This window comes from Streptomyces sp. NPDC050485, from assembly GCF_044458185.1.
Lineage (GTDB): Bacteria > Actinomycetota > Actinomycetes > Streptomycetales > Streptomycetaceae > Streptomyces.
In genome coordinates this window covers 73,454-93,088 of the sequence record NZ_JBITHR010000021.1, presented here as the reverse complement: position 1 = coordinate 93,088, position 19,635 = coordinate 73,454, and the positions used below count along the sequence as shown (strand labels likewise).

General features: G+C 70.2%; 17 protein-coding genes. 7 read left to right on the top strand and 10 right to left on the bottom strand.

The annotated features are described in order from the left end of the window. The first annotated feature begins 39 nt into the window (after window positions 1-39). Window positions 40-822, top strand: a complete 783-nt coding sequence (locus ACIBK6_RS32465; protein WP_399055326.1) for an oxidoreductase — start codon at window positions 40-42, stop codon at window positions 820-822. On the opposite strand, the gene ACIBK6_RS32460 is transcribed toward ACIBK6_RS32465, so the two are convergent. Both ACIBK6_RS32460 and ACIBK6_RS32455 read right to left on the bottom strand, forming a co-directional pair. Further along, the gene (locus tag ACIBK6_RS32460) at window positions 786-1,466 is read right to left on the bottom strand and encodes a helix-turn-helix domain-containing protein (RefSeq protein ID WP_399055324.1); all 681 of its coding nucleotides are present in this window, start codon (window positions 1,464-1,466) and stop codon (window positions 786-788) included. The genes ACIBK6_RS32465 and ACIBK6_RS32460 overlap by 37 nt on opposite strands. Next, a complete protein-coding gene (locus ACIBK6_RS32455; RefSeq protein WP_399055322.1) occupies window positions 1,415-2,842 on the bottom strand; it encodes an AAA family ATPase in 1,428 nt (475 codons plus the stop codon). The genes ACIBK6_RS32460 and ACIBK6_RS32455 overlap by 52 nt, the downstream gene beginning before the upstream one ends. A 255-nt stretch (window positions 2,843-3,097) precedes the next feature. On the opposite strand from ACIBK6_RS32455, the gene ACIBK6_RS32450 reads away from it, so the two are divergent. After that, the gene (locus tag ACIBK6_RS32450) at window positions 3,098-4,213 is read left to right on the top strand and encodes a hypothetical protein (protein ID WP_399055320.1); all 1,116 of its coding nucleotides are present in this window, start codon (window positions 3,098-3,100) and stop codon (window positions 4,211-4,213) included. 84 nt (window positions 4,214-4,297) lie between these two features. Here the strand turns inward: ACIBK6_RS32450 and ACIBK6_RS32445 are convergent, their stop codons facing one another. The 5 genes from ACIBK6_RS32445 to ACIBK6_RS32425 form a co-directional block, all read right to left on the bottom strand. After that, window positions 4,298-5,464 carry an oxygenase MpaB family protein gene (locus ACIBK6_RS32445; RefSeq protein WP_399055318.1) on the bottom strand — a complete coding sequence of 389 codons (1,167 nt, stop codon included), beginning with the start codon at window positions 5,462-5,464 and terminating at the stop codon, window positions 4,298-4,300. Window positions 5,465-5,600: 136 nt separating this feature from the next. Then, window positions 5,601-6,653, bottom strand: coding sequence for a polyprenyl synthetase family protein (locus ACIBK6_RS32440; protein ID WP_399055316.1), 1,053 nt, complete (start codon window positions 6,651-6,653; stop codon window positions 5,601-5,603). A 146-nt stretch (window positions 6,654-6,799) separates the two neighbouring features. Next, window positions 6,800-7,078, bottom strand: coding sequence for a polyprenyl synthetase (locus ACIBK6_RS32435; protein ID WP_399055314.1), 279 nt, complete (start codon window positions 7,076-7,078; stop codon window positions 6,800-6,802). Window positions 7,079-7,372: 294 nt separating this feature from the next. Then, window positions 7,373-7,732: a GNAT family N-acetyltransferase gene (locus ACIBK6_RS32430; RefSeq protein ID WP_399055405.1), complete on the bottom strand. Its 360-nt coding sequence runs from the start codon at window positions 7,730-7,732 to the stop codon at window positions 7,373-7,375. Window position 7,733: 1 nt separating this feature from the next. Continuing rightward, a complete protein-coding gene (locus tag ACIBK6_RS32425) occupies window positions 7,734-8,525 on the bottom strand; it encodes a class I SAM-dependent methyltransferase (protein WP_399055312.1) in 792 nt (263 codons plus the stop codon). A gap of 310 nt (window positions 8,526-8,835) precedes the next feature. On the opposite strand from ACIBK6_RS32425, the gene ACIBK6_RS32420 reads away from it, so the two are divergent. After that, window positions 8,836-10,032, top strand: coding sequence for an MFS transporter (locus tag ACIBK6_RS32420; protein WP_399055310.1), 1,197 nt, complete (start codon window positions 8,836-8,838; stop codon window positions 10,030-10,032). Window positions 10,033-10,135: 103 nt separating this feature from the next. On the opposite strand, the gene ACIBK6_RS32415 is transcribed toward ACIBK6_RS32420, so the two are convergent. From ACIBK6_RS32415 to ACIBK6_RS32405, 3 genes are all read right to left on the bottom strand, one after another. Further along, window positions 10,136-11,023 (bottom strand): geranyl diphosphate 2-C-methyltransferase, encoded by an 888-nt coding sequence (locus tag ACIBK6_RS32415; protein WP_399055308.1) that lies wholly within the window; start codon window positions 11,021-11,023, stop codon window positions 10,136-10,138. A gap of 3 nt (window positions 11,024-11,026) precedes the next feature. Further along, window positions 11,027-12,349: a family 2 encapsulin nanocompartment cargo protein terpene cyclase gene (locus ACIBK6_RS32410; RefSeq protein WP_399055306.1), complete on the bottom strand. Its 1,323-nt coding sequence runs from the start codon at window positions 12,347-12,349 to the stop codon at window positions 11,027-11,029. A gap of 90 nt (window positions 12,350-12,439) precedes the next feature. Beyond that, window positions 12,440-13,852, bottom strand: coding sequence for a family 2B encapsulin nanocompartment shell protein (locus ACIBK6_RS32405; protein WP_399055304.1), 1,413 nt, complete (start codon window positions 13,850-13,852; stop codon window positions 12,440-12,442). Window positions 13,853-14,271: 419 nt separating this feature from the next. Between ACIBK6_RS32405 and ACIBK6_RS32400 the strand changes: the two genes are divergently transcribed. From ACIBK6_RS32400 to ACIBK6_RS32385, 4 genes are all read left to right on the top strand, one after another. Further along, the gene (locus ACIBK6_RS32400; RefSeq protein ID WP_399055302.1) at window positions 14,272-15,066 is read left to right on the top strand and encodes a polysaccharide lyase family 7 protein; all 795 of its coding nucleotides are present in this window, start codon (window positions 14,272-14,274) and stop codon (window positions 15,064-15,066) included. Between the two features lie 819 nt (window positions 15,067-15,885). Next, entirely contained in the window at window positions 15,886-16,047 is a 162-nt protein-coding gene (locus ACIBK6_RS32395; protein ID WP_399055300.1) for a hypothetical protein, read from the top strand. A gap of 174 nt (window positions 16,048-16,221) precedes the next feature. Next, window positions 16,222-17,778, top strand: a complete 1,557-nt coding sequence (locus ACIBK6_RS32390) for a radical SAM protein (protein ID WP_399055298.1) — start codon at window positions 16,222-16,224, stop codon at window positions 17,776-17,778. A gap of 16 nt (window positions 17,779-17,794) precedes the next feature. Further along, the gene (locus ACIBK6_RS32385) at window positions 17,795-19,615 is read left to right on the top strand and encodes a carbamoyltransferase C-terminal domain-containing protein (protein ID WP_399055296.1); all 1,821 of its coding nucleotides are present in this window, start codon (window positions 17,795-17,797) and stop codon (window positions 19,613-19,615) included. Window positions 19,616-19,635: the final 20 nt, after the last annotated feature.

Genomic DNA, 19,635 nt, shown 5'->3' with positions numbered 1-19,635 from the left:
TTTTGTACCTGTGATTCAAAAATATGCAAGGAGTCTGCCATGGAACTCAATCTCGTCGGCAAGACCGCGGTCGTCACCGGGGCAAGCCGAGGCGTTGGCCTAGCGATCACGCGGCAGCTCGTCGCCGAGGGGGTCCGCGTTGTCGGCGCGGCCCGAACGATTACGGCCGCACTGAAGGAGGCCGGCGCCCACCCGGTCGCGGCCGACCTGAGTACGCCGGAAGGCGCCGAGGAACTGGGGGCGCAGGCGCTCGCCGAACTCGGCGGCGTGGACATCCTGGTCAACAACCTGGGCGGCGGAGACGCGTTCACCCTGCAGGGGTTCCTCGCGACCGACGACGCCCTGTGGGCGCAGAGCTTCGAGGTCAACCTCTTCGGCACGGTCCGGGTCACCCGCCGACTGCTGCCGAGCATCCTGGAACGCCGCGGTTGCGTGGTGAACATCTCGTCGATGAGCGCGCGCCTGCCGGGCACGGGCCCGATCGAGTACGGCGCCGCGAAGGCGGGCCTCAACGCGTTCGGCAAGGCGCTGTCCGAGGAATTCGGACCCCAGGGCGTACGCGTGAACACCGTCTCCCCCGGCCCGACACGTACCGGCATGTGGGAGGACGACAACGGCTTCGGCGCCCGCCTCGCCGAGGCGAACGGCGTCGGGCACCGCGAATTCGTGTCCGGGGTGCCCGCGGCAATGGGCATGACCACCGGCCGCATGGTCGAACCCGACGAGGTCGCGGCCGTCGTCGCGTTCCTCGTCTCAGACCGCGCGGCAAGCATGACTGGAGGCGACTACGTCGTAGAGGGCGGCGGCATCAAGACGGTGTGAGGCGTGCGACGGGGAACTGCCATGCACTCGCAGCCCGGAGTGCGGGTCTTGGGCGCATGCCGAGGTCCACGCGTGTGGCCAGTTTCGTGGGTGAAGGTGTTCCGTGGCCCGAAGGTGAGGCCGTGGGCGTCGAGGTCTTCGCCGAGGGGGTTGGGTTTCTGCTCGACTGCCCATCGCTGGCGGGTGACGGCGAGCTCGGCCATGTCCATCCAGCGGTGCCGGGCGGCCAGCCAGTACACCGTGCTGTAGACGTCGGCGAGTGCCGTCCAGCTGTCCACGGTGTTCGCCGCGTGCGCGTGCGCGGTGGCGTCGCGCAGCAGGCCGGGCAGCAGGGCGATGAGCCGTGTCACGTCCACGGCGTCGCGGTAGCGGCCCGCCGCGTCGAGACCGGCGCTGAGCCGGCCTTCCGCTACGCTCCGGGCGCTGGGCAGATCGAAGTCCCGCATCGCGGAACGCAGCGCTGACAGGCGCTCTTCGTCGTTCAGCGCGACCGGGGCACGGCCGAGAACTTCGGCCATCGACACTCCGAGCGCCTTGCCGATCGCGGCGGCGACGGCAGGCGTCAGCGCCCGGTCCCCTACCTCGATCTTGCTCAGCAGCGAGACCGAGACCGCTGCTTTGCGCGCGAGATTCGCCTGCGACACCCCGCGCACCTTCCGCAGCATTGCCACGTTCGCGCCTGGGGCCAGTTCAGTGATGCCCATAAGACCAAGTCTTCCCGAGGGTGAAACCGCCTGATTCCCATGCTTGCAGCCCCTTGGACTACCCGCATCACCGATGTGCGAACAATGTGCAAGTCCCCGCCTCCGAAGGGCCGTTGACTGGTGAAGACCAGGGGCGACGCCAGGAGCAGCGCCAGCCGGGTGCCGACGACCGAGACGGGAGACGACCGTGATCGCGACGGGGGTCGACCTTGACCGTGTGTACGAGGCACTCCAGAAGGCCCGCGCGCCCCGACCGGGAGAGCACCGAGCATCACCCCGTGGTGTGGGTGCTGCGCCGCCAGATTGACGCGATGCTGCCGTACGCCTCGCTGCGCCGTGAGCAGCTCCCCGGCCGCGACCCGGAGTGCATCGCGCACCTGGACCGGGCGGTGAAAGCCGCGAAGACGCTCGGCGCCACGCGGCGGGCCGACTTCCTGGCCACCGCGCAGTCCCGTCGCCGGGAGTACGTCGACCTGGCGGCCCGGCTTCTGGAGTACTTGGTCGGCGCCGGCGTCCCGCATCATGATCGCGGCGTAGGTGCGGACATCTGCGGCGGTGACGTCAGGGCGCCCCCGCTCGATGTGCTGTTGCAGGAGGTCGGTGACGTCCTGGGTGAATCGCAGCATCGTCACCGGGGCGTTGAAGCGCCTGGCGATGGCGAGGAGTCGTGCGCGGGCCTGCGGGGTGACATTCGTCGATTCGGCGACTGCACTTCGTCCCGCGGCGAGCCTGGCAATGATCCTGCGGTCACGTTCCTCGAAAATGCGGGCGTCCACCGCATCGGGGTCTGCTTCAGCGGGCGGGTAGCCGAAGAGCTCCGCGCGGATCTCGTCGCTGGACACCACGGTTTCGGCATCGATCTGCCGCCGCGCGATCAGTGCCCGCACGAAGCTCGTCTTGCCCGAGGCCGGTGCTCCGACAAGGAGGACGAGCCCCACCGGTATCCGGACCAGCCCGATGCCGACCGGCGCGGGAGCGTCAGTCACGGTGCGGGGGCTGTCGAGGTAGCGGCCGCCGGCGCAGTCCAGGGCTTCTTCCGGTGAGCCGAAGGGGAGTCCGGTGGGCAGGATGTTCTCCTCGTACGTGCCACTGCTGGCGAGGTAGCGGGCGAAGCCCCAGGTGTGCGGGACGCCGGTGAACCGCAGGCGGCACAGCGGAAGCGGTTCCTGCTTGCCGGGCAACTCGCCCGCGACATAGGCGAATCCAGCGCGGAAGCGAACCTGGATACCGCTGAGCTGGGGCCAGCGCTCCTTGGCGTGGGTGTTCAGCCGGTGGCGCAGGTGGTGCTGCACGGACTCGGGCGGGTTCTTCGGCACGGGCCCATCCTGCCGGGCGCCACCCCGACACGCCGTGATCACCACTTTGGCCAGGACCCAGCACCGGGTCCCCTCCGGGAAAATCGGTGACCGCCGGTGGGCTGACCGGAAAGCGCCGCCCGTCTTGAGGGCTGGCCCAGGACCGCTCGGCGTCCGGATGGCAACCGCGCCCGAGGCGGGCTCCGGGATGGAGGGTGAGGACACGGTTCCCCGCACGAGCCGGGAACCACCCGCATCGATCCACACGGAGCACAGATGATCAGGAACCTTGCGCGCGGCCTCCGTCCGGCCGCCGCCCTGCTGGCCACGGCCGCTGTGGGCGTGGCCCTGCTGGCCGCACCCGCGAACGCCGCGACCACACCCGGCTGGGAGACCCTGCCCCAGCCCAGAGACAACAAGACCTCGTTACTCATCCCGTTCGACAACCAGAGCGCCCTGGCCAGGACCACCGATACGTTTTGCGGGATGGGCGGCTGCTGGTCCCAGCACGAGCTGTGGCAGAAGAACGGGACGGCATGGAGCAAGCTGCCTGCCGCGCCGGCCAACGCCAGCCTCGACGTCCTCACCGCCACCGCCCCCGACGACCTGTGGGCGATCGGGTTCAAGGGCGGACCGGGCGGATACTGGCGGGCCAACCACTTCGACGGCACCACCTGGTCGGCCAATCTCAACCCCGACACACAGAATCTGGAGATCGTCGCCGCCAAGGCCGTCAGCCGGACCAGCCTGTGGGGCGTCGGCGACACCCGGATCGGTGACTCCTCGGGCTTCTCCCACCCGACGGTGACCCACTGGGACGGTACGCACTGGAACACCACCACCTTCTCGGCGATGGAGGGCGGCCTCGGGGCTCTCTACGTGAAGGCGGAGAACGACATCTGGGCCACCGGCCACCAATCCACCAGCACCGGCGCCCGCGGGGCGCTCGTCCTGCACTTCGACGGCACGCAATGGACCGAGGTACCGGTGCCGGCGACAGTGGCGAGCGCGAGCGTTGGCGAGATCATCAGCACCGGGCCGAACGACGTCTGGGCGGCCGTGGCCGAGAGTGGTCCCGGAGCGCACATCATCCACTGGGACGGCACGAACTGGACCCACCGGAACACGCCGGGTGCGCCGGGCACCTACCCCGGGTACGTCAACAGCTTCGCCTTCTACAACGGGCAGCTCTACGCGGGTCTCGACTTCGCCCAGCCGCAGCACTTGGTCCGCTGGACCGGTTCCGCCTGGGAAGCCGTCACCGGTCTCAACAAGTCCATCTCAGAGGTCATCGGCCTCACCAGCACCGCGGACGGTTCGCTGTACCTCACCGGCTCCGGCGCCGCATTCGACTACTACCTGCAACGCCTCGCCCCGCCCGCCGCGAACTGACGGCGGCCGCACAGGCGACGGGGGCTGTCGGCAGGTCTTTCTCCGCTTCGCGCATCCTGCATCCTGCGCCCTCGGTGGTGCCGTTCAGTACCCCGCCACCGAGGGCGCCGGTGGGGTCCAGCGGCGGCTTCGGGGGAGCGTGGAGGAGATGTCGTACTCCTGCTTCAGGTGCTCGGGGATGGCGTAGTGCATGACGCGGCCGCGGGTCAGGGAGCTGAGTTCGAAGACGGTGGTGAGGTGGCCGAGGCGGTCCAACGCCCAAGCGCCGAGCGGTGAGTTGTCCTCGATCGTCTCCAGGATGCCGAGGAGGGCGGGGGCGGCTTTGACGGCGGTGTCCCAGCGGGTGCGGGGGACTTGGAGCCAGTCGGCGCAGGTGTCGCCGACGAGGTAGCGGATGAGTGCGCTGACCAGGGGGTCGAAGAAGGTGCCCGGGACGACCTCTTCGAAGAGGTCGATGAGCTGGCGGGTGAGGTGGGCGCCCTCTTCGGACGGTCCCATGTGGCGGGTCATGTACAGGTCGGAGAACTGGCGTGCCTGGTCGAGGTCCCGCGGCGCGTGGGCCTGGTCGACGCCGAGCATCGCGCCCACGACGCGCCAGGCGTAGAAGTACGACTCGGCGCCTTCGGTGCTCATGTGGATGCCCAGCCGGTGCAGGGCGTCCAGGACCTGGATGGAGAACATCATCTGGCCGCCGATCATGTCCTCCTGGCAGATCGGCGTGCCCAGGTTCTCGATGTCCCAGCGGTTCTCGCGGAGCAGGTGGTGGCGGATCGAGGCGTGCAGCAGGCGCACCTTCTGGGCGGCGGGGATGAAGCGGCTGCCGGCTTCGAAGGCGTCCGGTCGCATGAGGTAGACGGTGAACTGCCCGGTCTCCGCCATCCGCTTGGAGGGGTAGCTCAGGCCATGGGTCGTGGAGAGCAGCTTGGCCACGTGGGGCAGGACGTAGCAGGCGGGCATCGAGGCGAAGGAGAGGGCGGTGGAGATGTGCACGTTGTTGTCGATGAAGAACAGCCGGGCCTTCTCCATCTCGCTCCAGTCCACCCACGAGGGCGGGGTGCTGGTTTCGTGCAGGTAGGCGCGGGCCACCTCCGGCAGCCCGTCGGGCAGTTCCTGGCCCGTGGTGGAGACGTACCGCATGAGGGTGTTGAACTTTCCCACCTCACCGCGTTCGAACAGGGTCGCCACGGTGGCGTCGGCCAGCTCGTCACCCGCCTGCCGCAGCGCCTGAAGGTTCTGCTCGGTGTAGGCCATCGGGGCTCCTCGCGGTGAAAGGGTGATCGGTGGTGGCGCAGGGGGCGATCAGTGGTGGCGGACGGCGAGATCAGTCGTGGCGCAGGGCGTGATGAGTGGTGGCGGACGGCGAGATCGCTGATGGTGGACGGTGTGATCAGTGGTGGCGGACGGTGGCCGTCTGTGCCAGGTCGGCCAGCGCGCGGGCGGCTTCGCGGGGCAGGTCCGTGTGGTCCAGGACGGCCGCGGCGAGCCGGATCCGCTCCGTGATCATCGACTCGATTCGGGCCGGGGCGCCCGCGCCGTGCATGATCTCCCGTACCCGCCGCAGACCGTCCTCCTGAAGGTCGCGCGCGCCCAACAGCCGTCCGAGCTCCTGCTTTTCGTGCGGCGGGGCGTTGTGCCAGGTGTACGCCAGGAGTGCGGTGGGCCGGTGTGCGGTGATGTCGTCGGCGTTCGCCTTCCCGGTGCGGGCCGGGTCGCCGAACAGCCCGAGCAGGTCGTCCCGCAGCTGGAACGCCTCGCCCAGCGGCAGCCCGTACTCGGAGAAGGCCGCCCGCAGTTCTCCGGAGGCACCGGCCAGGGCGCCGCCGATGTGCAGCGGATGCTCCACGGTGTACTTGGCCGTCTTGTAGCGGATCACCTTCAACGAGGTGTACGGGTCCGGACGTCCGCCGGTGTGCAGGATCTCCAGGCACTCCCCCGCCACCAGTTCGCGGGCAAGCACCGCCCACAGCGGGCGGGCCCGCGAGAGGTAGGCCCCGGGCAGGCCGCAGGTGGTGAACAGCTGGCCCGCCCAGGACATCAACAGGTCGCCCACCAGCATGGCCAGGGACCGGGCGGCGGTCGTCGGACGCGGGCTGCCGGCCGTGGCGGCGCGCAGCGCGAGGTGGGCGGTGGGCAGGCCGTGGCGTACCGCGCTGTTGTCGATGAGGTCGTCGTGCACGACGGCCGCGGCGTGCACGAGTTCCATCGCGGCCGCCGCCCGGACGAGGGCGTCGCTGTCCGGCTGCCCGGCCGCGCGCCATCCCCAGTAGCAGAACGCCGCCCTGAGCCGTTTGCCGTAGGCGGTGGCGATGTGGAGCTGTTCGGCCAGCGGGGCCAACTCCGCGTCGATTTCCAGCAGTTCGTCGATTTCGCGTTGGACGAAGTCGCGCAGTACGTCGTCCACCCGGTGCTTGAACGCCGCCTGGCCGGTGGTGTCGGTCATCGCCGGGGTCACCGCGCCGCCTCCGCGAAAGCGTTGTCGGCCAGCGGGGTCTGCCCGGCGCCGCCCGACATCGCTACGGTCACCGCCTCGCCTGGCCGGGGTACGCCGGACATCGCCGCCATCACCGCGCCACCCGCTCGGTGGTGTCAAGCATGGTCACCGCGCCGGGCGACCGCGTGCCGGGCGAGTACCTCCAGATGCGCGGGCGGGATCGTGGCACAGCGGTCCAGGGCGAGCCGCCCGCGGGCCTTGAGGTCCCGCTGCCCCTCCTCGGCCAGCTCGGCCACGTCCGCACGGCTCAGCAGCCCGCGCACCTCTCCCACCGCGCTGCTCACGGCACTCACCGCGAGATCGGCAAGCCCCGCCACCAGCAGCACCGCATCGCCGGTCCGGGCCCCGCGCGCCGGTCCGCTCTCGTACGTCACGCCGTCCTCCCCTTCGGCCACCAGCCGTCGGACAGCACGGTCACCGGCTGTCGGGCCCGGGGCCCGGTGGCCCGCCCCCCGTCCCTGCACCGAGCCTGACCCGGGTTCGTCACGGGCGCGTCGGGGATCACCTTTCGGGTGACGCTCCGGACTGGCGTGCCAACTGTGCGGTACGGACGGGGCGTTGTCTCGCGGCCAGCAGGTCCGGTGCGGTACGCGCCCTGAAGGAGCGCGGGGCTGCGACACCATGCGGCTCCGCCGCGATGCCGACGAACGCCACCTCCCGCGGAGCGCTTAGCGCGCCCGCCGGTAGCGGAGCTCGGTGAGGGTGGTTTCGGCGTAGACGTCGTCCTGAGTGCCGCCGTCGGCCTCGTAATCGGCCCGCTCGTAGAAGCGGCGGGCAGGCTTGTTCGCGCTGAGGACCCACAACGCCGAGGTCCGGAAGCGCTCGGCCTCCATGCGGGTGTGCGTCTCGCTGAGGAGGGTTCGGCCGACGCCCTGGCCGATCAGTTCCGGCCGAATGTAGAACGCGTAGATCTCGCCCGCTCGTTCAAGGCCGGGCGCCTCGCCCCGGTACGGACCGAAGCTGATCCAGCCCACGGGCAGGCCCGCGTCGACGGCGACCAGGTCCGTCGACCGCCGACGCGGCTGGATCTCAGCCCCTGGTCGCCGTCAGCTGGAAGAGCCGAGCCGTGTGCATGTAGGGCGCACGCGCGGTGGTGGCGAGTTCCAGTTGCTCCAGGTCGGCGTAGAAAGCCGGGTCGTACTTTCGTGCGTCGTCGGTGATGTAGTCGCAGAAGCTGCGGATGCCGTAGTGCCGTACGTCCTGGCAGCCGAGGTCCCGCAGGACGGGGATGATCTCCTCGGCGGTGTGGAGCGTCATCGCCGCGTCGAACGTCTGCGTCCGGGCCTGGTCGGTGTCGAGCGCGGCCAGGGCGGCCGCGGGGTCCATCGCGCGGATTGCGATGTTCAGGGCCGCCGAGTGCCGGTTGGCGGCCATCACCGAGAACAGCCCGCCGCGCTTCAGCGGGGCGAGGACCGGGGCGAGGGTGCCCGGCACATCGTCCACGTACTGGAGGAGGTTGTGGCACAGGACCACGTCGAACTCCCCGGCGGCGAGGTCGGCGGGCAGCGAGGTCACATCGGCCCGCACGCAGGTGATCAGCTCCGTCAGGCCGCCCGCCGAGGCCCGTTCGGTCGCGGCCGCGAGCATCTCGGGGGCGTAGTCGACGATGGTGACGTGGTGTCCCCGAGCCGCCAGGCGCATGGCGTCACCACCGTCGCCACCGGCCAGGTCCAGTACCCGCAGCGGCCCGCCGCCCAGGCCGTCCAGATGACGGGCCAGGTTTGCCTCGGCGATCGCGTAGCGCAGCCGGCCCCAGGGGGCCTCCTGCCACTCCTGCCAGGCGGCCATCGCGGTGTCGAACTTCTCGGGAGCTTCAGGCATCCGGTCACGATAGCCCGAACAAGATCCCGAACGGAGCGGACGGAGCGCACGGACCGAAGCTGACGGAGCGCACGGCACGGACCGGACGGCTCGGCGGCGTGAGCGTGCGCGAGGCGGCCTTTTTCGGGGGCAGCGATGCCATTCCGCCCATGCCTTCATATCGACAACTTGGGCGCATTTTGCGGCTGTTGACCTGCGGAAATGCGATCACCCCCGCCGATCCTCCGGGACGGGCGCAGCACTAGGGTGCTCGCCGCACCTGGCTCAAGGGAGAACATTGAAAACCGCCGCAGGCTCACCGACCATCCGCATGGCACCTCTGAAGGTCGCTGCCTTCCGGCGATTCGTTCTCGCCAATCTGATCTCCGCCACCGGGTCCGCGATGGCCCCGCTCGCACTGGCGTACTCGGTCATCGGCGAGGGAGGGGGCGCGGGGTCCCTCGGCCTGGTGCTCGCCACCAACACCGTGCCCACGATCGTCTTCCTGCTCGCGGGCGGGGTCCTCGCGGACCGGCTGTCCCGCAGCCGGATCCTCTTCCTCGGCAACCTGCTCGCCGCCGTCGCTCAGGGCGCGCTGGCCGCGACCGTCGCCACCGGCCACGCGACGACCACCTCCATCGCCGTCTGCGGCTTCGCTTCGGGAACCGCGGTCGCCCTCACCGTGCCCGCCGCCCAGGGAGCCGTGAGCCAGATCGTCCCGGCCGAGCACCTCCAGCAGGCCAACGTGCTGCTGCGGCTGCCGAGCAACGCGGTCAAGGTGCTCGGGCCCGTCGTCGGCGGAATCATCGTCGCCTTCAGCGGGCCCGCCTGGGCGCTGGCCTGGGACGCGCTGACCTTCGCCGTCGCGGCCCTGCTGCTCCTCGGCCTCCGCCTGGACGCCCCCCTCGCCGTCAACAGCGCCCTGGCCGACCTGCGGGCGGGATGGACCGGTTTCTGGTCGCGCACCTGGCTGTGGACGTACACGGCCGCCGGAACCGTCCTCGTCGCAGCGTGGCTGGCCGGCTACCAGCTCCTCGGGCCCGTCGTCGCCGCGCAGCGGTACGGGGGCGCGCGTGACTGGGGGCTGGTTCAGGCGGCCTTCGCGACGGGGCTGCTGGCCGGGACGCTGGTGTGCCTGCGCTGGAAGCCGCACCACCTCCTTGCGGTGTCGGTGGCGACCGGCTTCACCCTCACGCTCCCCCTGGCCGCGATGGCATGGGGCCTGCCGCTCGTCTTCGTGCTGCTCGCCGCCCTGCTGGCGGGGATCGGGCTCGACGTCGCGATCGTGACGTGGAGCACCGCCTTCCAACAGCATGTACCCCAGGCCGAGTTGGGCCGCATGAGCGCGTTCAACAACATCGGCGAACGCCTCGCCATCCCCCTCGGCTACCTCATCACCGCCCTCGCGGCGGACGCCTGGGACAACCGGGCGGTGCTGATGGTGTGCGCGGGCTTGATCGCCGTCGCCGCCGCGGCCAACCTCTGCGTTCCGGAGGTGTACCGCGTCAACCGGCTGCTCCCCAAGTGAGCCCGTTCGGCATGGTCGAGTCATGTCGGTGGCCAGGGGCCGGGCGAGGTCGACCCCGGCCGGCCCCGCCCCATGTGCCACCACCACCGGAGGGGCAGCGAGGTCAGACGCGGTCGGCTGCGATCAGGAGGTACTGGAAGGAGCCGTCCGCGTACGAGTTGAGGAAGGCTTCTTCGATGCCGGTGACCAGGGAGGAGGTGGCCCGCAGCTGCCAGTAGGGCGTGGTCGCGGCGGTCAGGTCGATGACGGCTTGCGGTACGAGACGGTTGTCGGCCATGGCGCGCAGGTATTCCCGGCGGGAGTGGATGTTGCATTCGAAGTGGGCGTTGATCTGGGAGACCCATTTCGAGGGCTGGCCGTAACGCGGGTTCCAGCAGCCGGTGATGGTCACATAGCGGCCGCCGACCGCGAGGACGCGGGAGTGCTCGGCGAAGAGGTCGTCCAGGTCGACGTACATGCTCGACTCGTTGTTCCACGAAGCCGCTGCCCGCCCGGTCTCGAAGGGCGTGTCGAGCATGTTGCACACGCGGGCGTGGACGTGGTCGTCAATGCCGAGTTCGTGGGCGCGCCGGTTGGCGAACTCGGCCTGCTTGGCCGACAGGGTGACCCCCTCGACCTTGCATCCGAATCGCTGGTGCGCCATAACCATCGACCCGCCCCGCCCGCAGCCGGCATCCATGAGTGTGTCATCACGCCCGATGGAGCCGAGGTGGTCCAAAAGGACTTCGGCCTGCGCCGACTCCAGGCGGTGGAGCTCGGCGATCAGTTTCTTCTCGTACGCGCTGTCCTCGGCGTTCCCGAGGGCGGCGTGGTCGACGTCGCCGATGCCGTAGTGGTGGTGGTAGAGCCCGTCGACGTCGCCGAGACGCAGGTTCACGGGCCTGGCCTCCTGGTCCCAGTAACGGGCGATGTCCCCCTGGTAGGGCGACACCGGGGCGGGGATGAAGGCGGAGGTGTTGGTGGTGAGCTCGGTGGTCACAGAGAGGTCCATTCTTTACCAGAAATCGGGCAGGCTGTATCGATAGGTGTTGGTCTGGTGCCAGTAGTGGTTGCCGTCGACCCATACGGCCACTCCCCGCAGGAAGCGCAGCACGCTCGGGACGGGGCAGGCTGCCGCCACGGCGGCGGCTTCGGCTTCGAAGTCGTGCATGAGGTGGTTGTGGACCTCGACCGCCTTCAGATAGGCGTCCCGGTCGGACCTGCCCTCGCGTTCGCCGATCACCACCGGCAGGTTCAGGTGCCGGCCGGGGCTGTCGAGTTCCTTGGTGTACGAGTACAGGTCGTTGACGATGGTGGTGGCGTTGCCGGCGAGGGCGATGACGCGCTGCACGGCGGGCCGGGCATGCAGGTCTGCCGGCAGTTCGTAGCCGCCGACGGTGTCGGTGATGGTGGGGCAGGGGCGGAAGTTGTTGAACTGGCGCATCGCCAGGTACTCCCACACCTCGGGAACGTGGTCCGTCTCGGCCCACGCGGCCTCGGCGAGATACCCCAGGTGCAGACGGGCCATGTCGTGCCGGAACCGGTCGGCCTGGGAGGGAGTGGCGTGCTGGAGGAAGTACTCCATGGCGGAGCGGTAGGCGCGCCGGGGGGCGTCCGACTGGAGCGAGTCCGCCCACGGCGGCTCGTACTCGTTCGTGGTGTGCAGCGGGTCGAGGGCTGTGTGCGCCAGCAGGAGTCGGCTGCCGAGACCGACGGGTGAGCCACCGTGGTCCTCGCAGTAGCAGTCGTCGACCGCGTTCTCGGCGACCATCAGCCGTGCGGCGATCATCAGGTGGTCGACGGTGGGAGCGTCGGGATGGCAGGCGACCATGTAGCGGCCGACGGAGAAGCCGTCGAACTGGTCCTCCCACTCCGGGGGGTAGGCCTCGACCTCGCCCACCGCCCATGCCTTGATCCTGCGGCTGACCTCTTCCACCCGCGCCGGGTCGGGCTCCGGTACCGGATGGTGGTAGAGGCCCGGGATCGCGATGCCCTCCGCCGGTGGCCCAGGAGCGGGGGCCGGCTCGCGCCGGCCCAGCCGCAAGCCGGCCGTGCCCAGACCGGTGGGGCCGCGCAGGATCCGTTCCAGGGCAGGGCCCAGTTGCCTCGCCGGTGCGGTGCCCTCCCGCACCTGCCGCTCGATCAGGTCACCACCCGGTCCGATACCGGGTACGGACGTGTCTGCGGGAACGGCTGCCGCTGGGACGGGGACCCGGGGCGGCCCGGGCAGGGCGGGCCGGGCCCCGGCTTCGACGCCGGAGGTATGGGTGCGCGCCTGAAGACGGGCCGCGGCGGCTGACTGGCTCGACAGCGCAGGGGCAGAACCAGGCTCGGGCATCCGTAGCTCCTGAGGTGAGGTGAAGTGGGGCGGGGCGGTCTGCCCCGAACCCCGGGTAGGGCCGCCCGGGACGGCAGGCCGTTTCGGCTCCTAGTCGCGCCTGCGGGCGATCTGCACGTTCTCCAGCACGCCGAGCGCATCGGGCACCAGGACGGCGGCGGAGTAGTAGGTGGAGACCAGGTACGAGGTGATCGCCTGCTCGCTGATGCCCATGAAGCGCACCGACAGCCCCGGCTCGTGCTCCTCCGGCAGGCCGGTCTGGTACAGGCCGATGACGCCCTGGCTGTCCTCGCCGGTTCGCATCGCGAGGATCGAACTGGTCCCCTCCTCGCTGATGGGAATCTTGTCGCAGGGCAGGATCGGGACGCCGCGCCACGCCGGGACCTGGTGCCCGCCGAGATCGACTTGGCCCGGGCAGATCCCGCGGGCGTTGAACTCGCGCCCGATCGCCGCGATCATCCTGGGGTGGGCGAGGAACAGCTTCGTGCCGCGGCGCCGGCACAGGAGCTCGTCGAGGTCGTCCGGGGCGGGCGGCCCCGAGCGCGTCTGAAACCGCTGCTTGAAGGCGACGTTGTGGAGCAGCCCGAACTCCCGGTTGTTGATCAGCTCGTGCTCCTGGCGCTCGCGCAGCGCCTCGATGGTGAGCCTGAGCTGCTCCTCGGTCTGGTCCATCGGCCCGTTGTAGAGATCGGCGACCCTCGTGTGGACCCGCAGAACCGTCTGCGCGACGGAGAGTTCGTACTCGCGCGGGTGGATTTCGTAGTCGGCGAAGGCGCCCGGCAGTTGGGCTTCGCCGGCGTGACCGGCCGACATCCCGATCTCGGCCTCGCCGTGGCGGTTCTGCCGCTTCAGACGCAGCGAGCTGTAGTGCTCGATGTGGGCCCGCAGGCTCGGCGCCCTGGACAGCACGCCGTCGAAGTCGGCGCGGGACAGCGCGAGCAGGGTGCCGGCCGTCTCCGCGGTGGCGGTGCAGTCCCACGTGGCGTCGGCGTCCAACAGAGTGTCCCCACCGAAGTGGTGACCGCCGGCGAGCAGGGCGACGGCCACCTCGTCACCGTACTGACCGACGGAGGTCTGGCTGACCTGGCCGTGGGCGATCAGGTGGACCTGCCCGGCGGGGGCGCCACGCTCGACCAGCACGTCGCCGGCCCGGAAGTCGCGCTGGACACACCGGTCGGCGATCGCGGCCAGCACCTCGACGTCCTCGAAGCCGCGCAGCAGGGCCAGTTCGCCGAGTTCACGGGGGATCACCCGGACATGGGCACCGTCCTGGACGAACTCGATGCGCCCGTCGCCGACGGCATACGTCAGCCGGCGGTTCACCCGGTAGGCACCGCCCTTGGTCTCCACCCAGGGGAGCATCCGCAGCAGCCAGCGAGAGGTGATCTCCTGCATCTGCGGGGCGGACTTTGCCGTGGTGGCAAGGTTGCGGGCAGCCGCGGTGCCCAGACTCTTCTGCCGAGGTGGCGCGGGCTGCGCTTCCGGGGTGGTCTCAAGGGTCATCCGCCGGGCTCTCTCCTTCGCGAGGGGTGATCGCAGTACGCCGGCCAACCGACGAAGGAGAACTGAGAGCGGATCTGTGGAATCCGCCCAGCTCTCCGGGACCAGTAATAGGCCCGCTGCCGTCGGCTCATGCCAAGATCCGGTCGGTATTACCTCGATGCAGTGCACTTGCCCCGCATCAGGTTTGCCAGGACAACCGAAAGCATTCGAGCGCACCGGGGAGACCACCGAGACCCTCGTACGCGCGCGGCGTGGGGATCGCCACCCAGTGGCCCCTTGGCCGGCGGCCGGTCCGGCGCTCACCGCTCACCGGATCGGCCACAGATATTGACGCGTCCTCAGCAGGGTTCTACCGTTCCAGAGTTCACATCCACACTCAATGTCCATGGTTATGAACATCTACGCGGAGAAGCCCCCCCATGCGCATACGCACGCTGCTCACCGCCCTGGCCGCTGCGACCGCCGCCACCGGCCTCGCCCTCGCGGCTCCCGCCTCATCGGCCACACCTCCAGCCGTCCCGCACCCCGCCGCACGGGTGGCACCCGGCGGCAACTTCGACCTGTCGGTGTGGGAACTCCAGGAACCCGTGGGCTCCCCCGGCTCGCCGACCACGATCCCCTCGTCCCGGCTGCAGGGCGCCAACGGGTTCCAGGACTCGTACTTCTACACCGACGGCCACGACGGCGCGATGACCTTCTGGGCGCCCGAGAAGGGCGTCACCACACCGAACTCCAACTACGCCCGCTCCGAACTGCGCGAGATGAACCGCGTCGGCAGCCCCGCGAACTGGCCGCTCCAGGGCACCCACCGCCTCGACGCGACACTGCGCGTGGTGTCGGTGACCTCCCATGTGTGTGTCGGACAGATCCACCTCGGTACGGGTGGCTCATCCACCAAGCCACTCGTGGAGCTGTACTACGACTCCAACGGCGACATCGCCCTCGGTACGGAGAACTCGCCCTCGGGTGGCCAGACACGACACACCGTAGGCCATGTACCGGTCGGCACCACATGGAGCTACACCATCGGCGTCTCGGGCGGGCACACGCTCGACCTGACGGTCAACGGAAGCACCACCCACTACCCGATCCCGTCCTCCTTCAACGCCTACCAGCAGTACTTCAAGGCCGGCTCCTACAACCAGTCGTCCTCCAACAGCACCACCAACGGCGCCCGCGTCGCCTTCTACAAACTCACCGTCTCCCACAACTGAGCCCGCCCCCCGGCCCGTTCACCTTGCTTGGCCCACACCGAACCCACCTGGACGGGCGTGCTCGGCACTGTCCCCGAGCAGACCGGGGCGCTGGGGTGCACTTCACCGGGGCGGCCGGAAGCGCCGCGACTGCGCGGCTACCGGCAAGAGCACCCCACCCGCCGGATCGTGGACCGGATTCGCCGCCGTCCTGATCGACTCACCCCAGCACAGCCACGCCCTGATGCCATCGCGCCCTGACCGATGGTCAGCCCCCTGGCCCAGCACGCGCCCACCGTGCCGCACGATGGTGGGCCTGTTCCCCCGCCGGGCCCGGCCGTCGTGGAACGAGGACGACCCCGGTTACGTACCGGGTTCGCCGCCGGGGTGGGCGCGGGTGGTCGACGTCGGGGGATCGCTCGGGGGCGGCCGGTGAGGCCGGTGGGGGTGCCCGTGCGGGCCGAAGATCCGCCGCGTACGGCCCGCGTGTGTCCAGGGGGATACCGGCCTTGAGCGCCGCCGGGAATGGTTCGTCTGTCCCCCGCTCCGGCGCGTGCGCCCGGTCGCTTCGGAAGCTTGTGGGGGCTTCGGGGTTCGGGGGTTCTGCGCCCAACGCCCGGATGTATTCCCGCAGTTGGGGGCGGGGTGGCGGGCGGTCGGACCAGCTTCGGGGAGGGGGACGGGTGGGGTCCCTGGGGTGTGGGGGGTTCGAGTGCGGCGGGTGGGCGGGCGGCAGGGGCATATGGCCAGAAAGAAAGTTCTCGGTCCGGCCGGGGCCGTGCTTGGCTGGCTCGTCGGTAGTTCCACGCACCGTATATCTCACGGCGAGGAGTGACCCAGATGGCCGAAGTCACCAAGATGAACAACCCGACACCCACCGCGTCTTCACGGCCCTGCGGGTTCGTGTCGACCGACAAGGGCAATGCGCCGACGATCACCCCGCGTCCCAAGGCGGAGTCGGTTCCCACCGCGAAGGCGGAGGAAACGAGCGCCCGGGCCTGAGCTCGTTGCCGCTCCTCTTTCCCGGGGCCTGTCGTCACGGGGTGGTCTGAGCACGCTGTCTTCCCGGTGGCGACAGGTCCCGGTTCTCCCGTACCACGACGGGCCCCTCTGCTGCTCCTTACTCCTTGAGGCTTCCCGCCGCACACCGTGAAACTCCCAGGAGGAAGCACGCCGATGTCCACCCCGGTTTATCAGTCCTCCCGCTACGTCCGGACCCTGCGCTCGGCGAACGACCGCGACTACTCGCGGTTCGGCGGCCGCCTGGAGAACTTCGACGACGATCGCACCATTGCCTTCCACTCCCTGTTCGGCAACGCCCGGCTGGTGGACCGCGACACGATCGACCTGCTGCGCACGGCCTCCGAGGGGCTGCCCCTGGACAAGCTGTGGGAGCGCGCCGACAAGGAGACCGTGGAGAGCCTCATCGAGGCCAAGTACCTGGTGGCGGCGGGCTACGACGAGGCGGCCGAGATCGACGCGCTGCTGTCCACCCGCGGCGAGGCGCTCAGCACCGGTGTCTTCCACTCCTCGATCCAGCTGGTCCTCACCAACGCGTGCAACTTCAGCTGTCAGGGCTGTTTCGCGTACAACTTCGACGGCGGCGTCGAGGAGCGCAACCACTCCGGCGAGTCCGTCAAGCCCGGTCCCGTGCTGGTCGAGCTGCGCGCGACGCGCGGCGACACCGGACCCACCCTGGCCAAGGGCGACTGGAACGAGGGGACCGACGGCGGCCGCAACCCCTCGATGCACATGTCGGCCGAGGTCGCCGAGAAGACCCTGCGGGAGGCCGTCGCGCTGCGCAAGGCCAACGGCGGCGGCGAGCTCACCGTGTCGTTCTTCGGCGGCGAGCCGACCCTTGCACGCGGCACCATCCTGCACATCCTGCGCACCTTCGGGGAGTCCTACGACGGCGTCAGCCTCTCGTACGACATGACCAGCAACGGCTCGCGGATCGACGCCGAGCTGCTCGCCGCGCTCGCCGAGCACCAGGTCAACACCACCGTCTCGATCGACTACCTGGTCCCCGAGACCGGCGAGTTCCGCGGCGGGCAGCAGCAGCGCACCGCCTGGCCCGTGGTCCGCAAGGCGATCCTCGACATGAAGGCGGCCGGGGTCCCGGTCAGCATCACGACGGTGCTTTCGCAGTACACCTGGGACAAGTGGGGCACCCCGCTGATCGACTTCGTCGCCGAGGCGGGCCTGGACTCCCTGGACGTCATCGTCTCCTTCCAGGCGAACGAGTTCTTCCAGCAGCACAGCCCGCACGACGTGGCCCAGCGGCTGCTCTCGGCCGTGGACTACGGACGCGAGCGCGGGGTGCAGCTGAGCGGCTACTGGTACCAGACGTTCCAGATGATCGCCGACGAGCAGAAGTGGGCCGCCCAGGCGGACTACAAGACCTGCCCGGCCGTCGGCCGGCAGCTGTCCATCGAGCCCAACGGCAGCGTCTTCGCCTGCAAGGCGACCGCGCGCAAGCTCGGCTCGATCGACGACTGGCGCGGCATCTTCAACTCCCCCGGCTACCGCGACTACGGCATGCGCGCCTACACCAACGGGCCCGGCTGCCAGGGCTGCGAGCTCCAGGGCACCTGCTCGGGCGGTTCGGCCGGGGCGCTTGAGGAGGAGAACGGGTCGATCCAGGTCATGTCACCGGGGTACTGCGCGTACATGCGCGAAACCGTGCAGGGACTGCTCGAACGGCACCACGCCCAGGTCGTCTCCGCCGTTTGAGAGGGAGCTGCACCGTATGCCGACGATCGGTCTGAACTTCGGACACGACGGTGGCGCCGCCCTGGCCGAGGCCTCGGGCGTCCACGTCATCGAGGCCGAACGCCAGGTGGGACTGCGCCATGTGTGCGGCGGCAACGAGACGTTCGCCGATGAGGTCGGCGGCTGGATCGGCACGCTGTTCGCGCGGGCCGGCGGCCCGGTCACCGGCATCGCCGTGTCCGACTGGTACACCCCGGCCTGCGAGATCCTGCCCGGCCCGCTCACCGAACTGGTCGGGCAGGACATCACCTGGAGCAGGCCGGGTGACGCCCTGGCGACCTCGGTGCTGCGCCCGCTGAAGCCGGTGGAGTGGGCGCTCACCGGGGCCACCCGCTCGGTGCCGCTCACCGCGGTGCGCCACCACTACGCGCACGCCGCCCTCGCCTACTACACCTCCGGCGAGTCCAAGGCGCTCACCCTGGCCCTGGACGGCACCGGCAACTACGCCGAGTGCGGCATGGTCTGCCTCGGCGACGGGGACGACCTGGTGCCCGTCCGGTCGTTCGACAACCGCACCGGCCCGCGCTTCGGCCTGCTGTACGAGGCGCTGGCCCGGCGCGTCCACGGCGGCCAGTTCGACACCGGCAAGCTCCTCGGTCTCGCCGCCACCGGCGAGGTCGACCCGGATCTGCTGCCGGTGGTGCGGGCCATGATGATCGGGGAGCGGTCCCGGCGCGCCGACGAGCTGTTCGCGCCGCTCGGCGCCACCGCGCCCATCGGCAGCGCACTGCGGTACGAGGACAGCTGGTTCGAGTACGACGAGAGCTCCGGCGGCTATCTCGACGGGCTGCTCGCCGACGCCACCGACGACGACGTGGTGCACTCCTACGGCGAGATCTTCCCCGACGAGATCCGCGCCGCGTCCGGTCGCCGCTTCGTGATCGGCACGAGCCCCGAGGACGCGGTCTGCCGCGATCTGGCCGCGACCGTGCAGGCGGCCGTGGAGCAGGACCTGCTGTACCTGGTCACGGCGCTGCGCGAGCGCCATCCCGAGTACCGGGTGCTGTGTTATGCGGGCGGCTGCGCCTTGAACATCCTCGCCAACTCCCGCCTGGCGCAGGCCGACTTGTTCGACCGTATCCACATCCCGACCTGCTGCGACGACTCGGGCATCGCGCTGGGCGCCGCGCTGGCGCTGGCGAACGCGGAGGACCGGCCCCGCCGCGCGGCGGACGCCGAGCCCGCCTACGCGGGCCCCGCGCTCATCACCAGCACTGCCGACACCCGTCACCGCCGTGAAGTCCTGGCGAGCGAGGCCGAGTTCATCGACCGCGTCGCCGAGCTGCTGGCCGACCGCCACTGCGTGGCCTGGCTGGCGGGCGGCATGGAGACCGGCCCGCGCGCCCTGGGCCACCGCTCGCTCCTGGTCTCCCCGCACTGGCCCGGCGCGCGCAAGCACGTCTCCCAGGCCATCAAGCACCGCGAGTGGTTCCGCCCGGTGTCCCCGCTGTGCCCGGTGGAGGTGGCCGACCAGTACTTCAGCGGCCCGCTCGACCAGACCGACCGGATGCTCTTCGCCGTACGGGTGCGCCCCGAGCGGGCCGAGGAGCTGACCGAGGTCCGGCACATCGACGGCACCGCCCGCCTGCAGACGGTGACCTCGGCCGAACACCCGCTGCTGCACCGGCTCTGCCTCGCCCTTCAGCCCCGTACCGGACTTCCCGTCGTCATCAACACCAGCGCCAACGCCGGGGGCCGCCCGATCCTCAACAGCCTCGACGAGGCGCTCGCCCTGCTCGATGGCACCCCGCTGGACGCCGTCGTACTCGCCGACGAGCGCACCGTCATCCACTCCTGACCTCTCCCGACATCTCACCG

Coding starts and splice junctions, on each gene's coding strand:
- ACIBK6_RS32465 (WP_399055326.1), top strand. CDS start 40: ATGGAACTCAATCTCGTCGGCAAGACCGCGGTCGTCACCGGGGCAAGC.
- ACIBK6_RS32450 (WP_399055320.1), top strand. CDS start 3,098: ATGATCAGGAACCTTGCGCGCGGCCTCCGTCCGGCCGCCGCCCTGCTG.
- ACIBK6_RS32445 (WP_399055318.1), bottom strand. CDS start 5,464: ATGGCCTACACCGAGCAGAACCTTCAGGCGCTGCGGCAGGCGGGTGAC.
- ACIBK6_RS32440 (WP_399055316.1), bottom strand. CDS start 6,653: ATGACCGACACCACCGGCCAGGCGGCGTTCAAGCACCGGGTGGACGAC.
- ACIBK6_RS32425 (WP_399055312.1), bottom strand. CDS start 8,525: ATGCCTGAAGCTCCCGAGAAGTTCGACACCGCGATGGCCGCCTGGCAG.
- ACIBK6_RS32420 (WP_399055310.1), top strand. CDS start 8,836: ATGGCACCTCTGAAGGTCGCTGCCTTCCGGCGATTCGTTCTCGCCAAT.
- ACIBK6_RS32415 (WP_399055308.1), bottom strand. CDS start 11,023: ATGGACCTCTCTGTGACCACCGAGCTCACCACCAACACCTCCGCCTTC.
- ACIBK6_RS32410 (WP_399055306.1), bottom strand. CDS start 12,349: ATGCCCGAGCCTGGTTCTGCCCCTGCGCTGTCGAGCCAGTCAGCCGCC.
- ACIBK6_RS32405 (WP_399055304.1), bottom strand. CDS start 13,852: ATGACCCTTGAGACCACCCCGGAAGCGCAGCCCGCGCCACCTCGGCAG.
- ACIBK6_RS32400 (WP_399055302.1), top strand. CDS start 14,272: ATGCGCATACGCACGCTGCTCACCGCCCTGGCCGCTGCGACCGCCGCC.
- ACIBK6_RS32395 (WP_399055300.1), top strand. CDS start 15,886: ATGGCCGAAGTCACCAAGATGAACAACCCGACACCCACCGCGTCTTCA.
- ACIBK6_RS32390 (WP_399055298.1), top strand. CDS start 16,222: ATGTCCACCCCGGTTTATCAGTCCTCCCGCTACGTCCGGACCCTGCGC.
- ACIBK6_RS32385 (WP_399055296.1), top strand. CDS start 17,795: ATGCCGACGATCGGTCTGAACTTCGGACACGACGGTGGCGCCGCCCTG.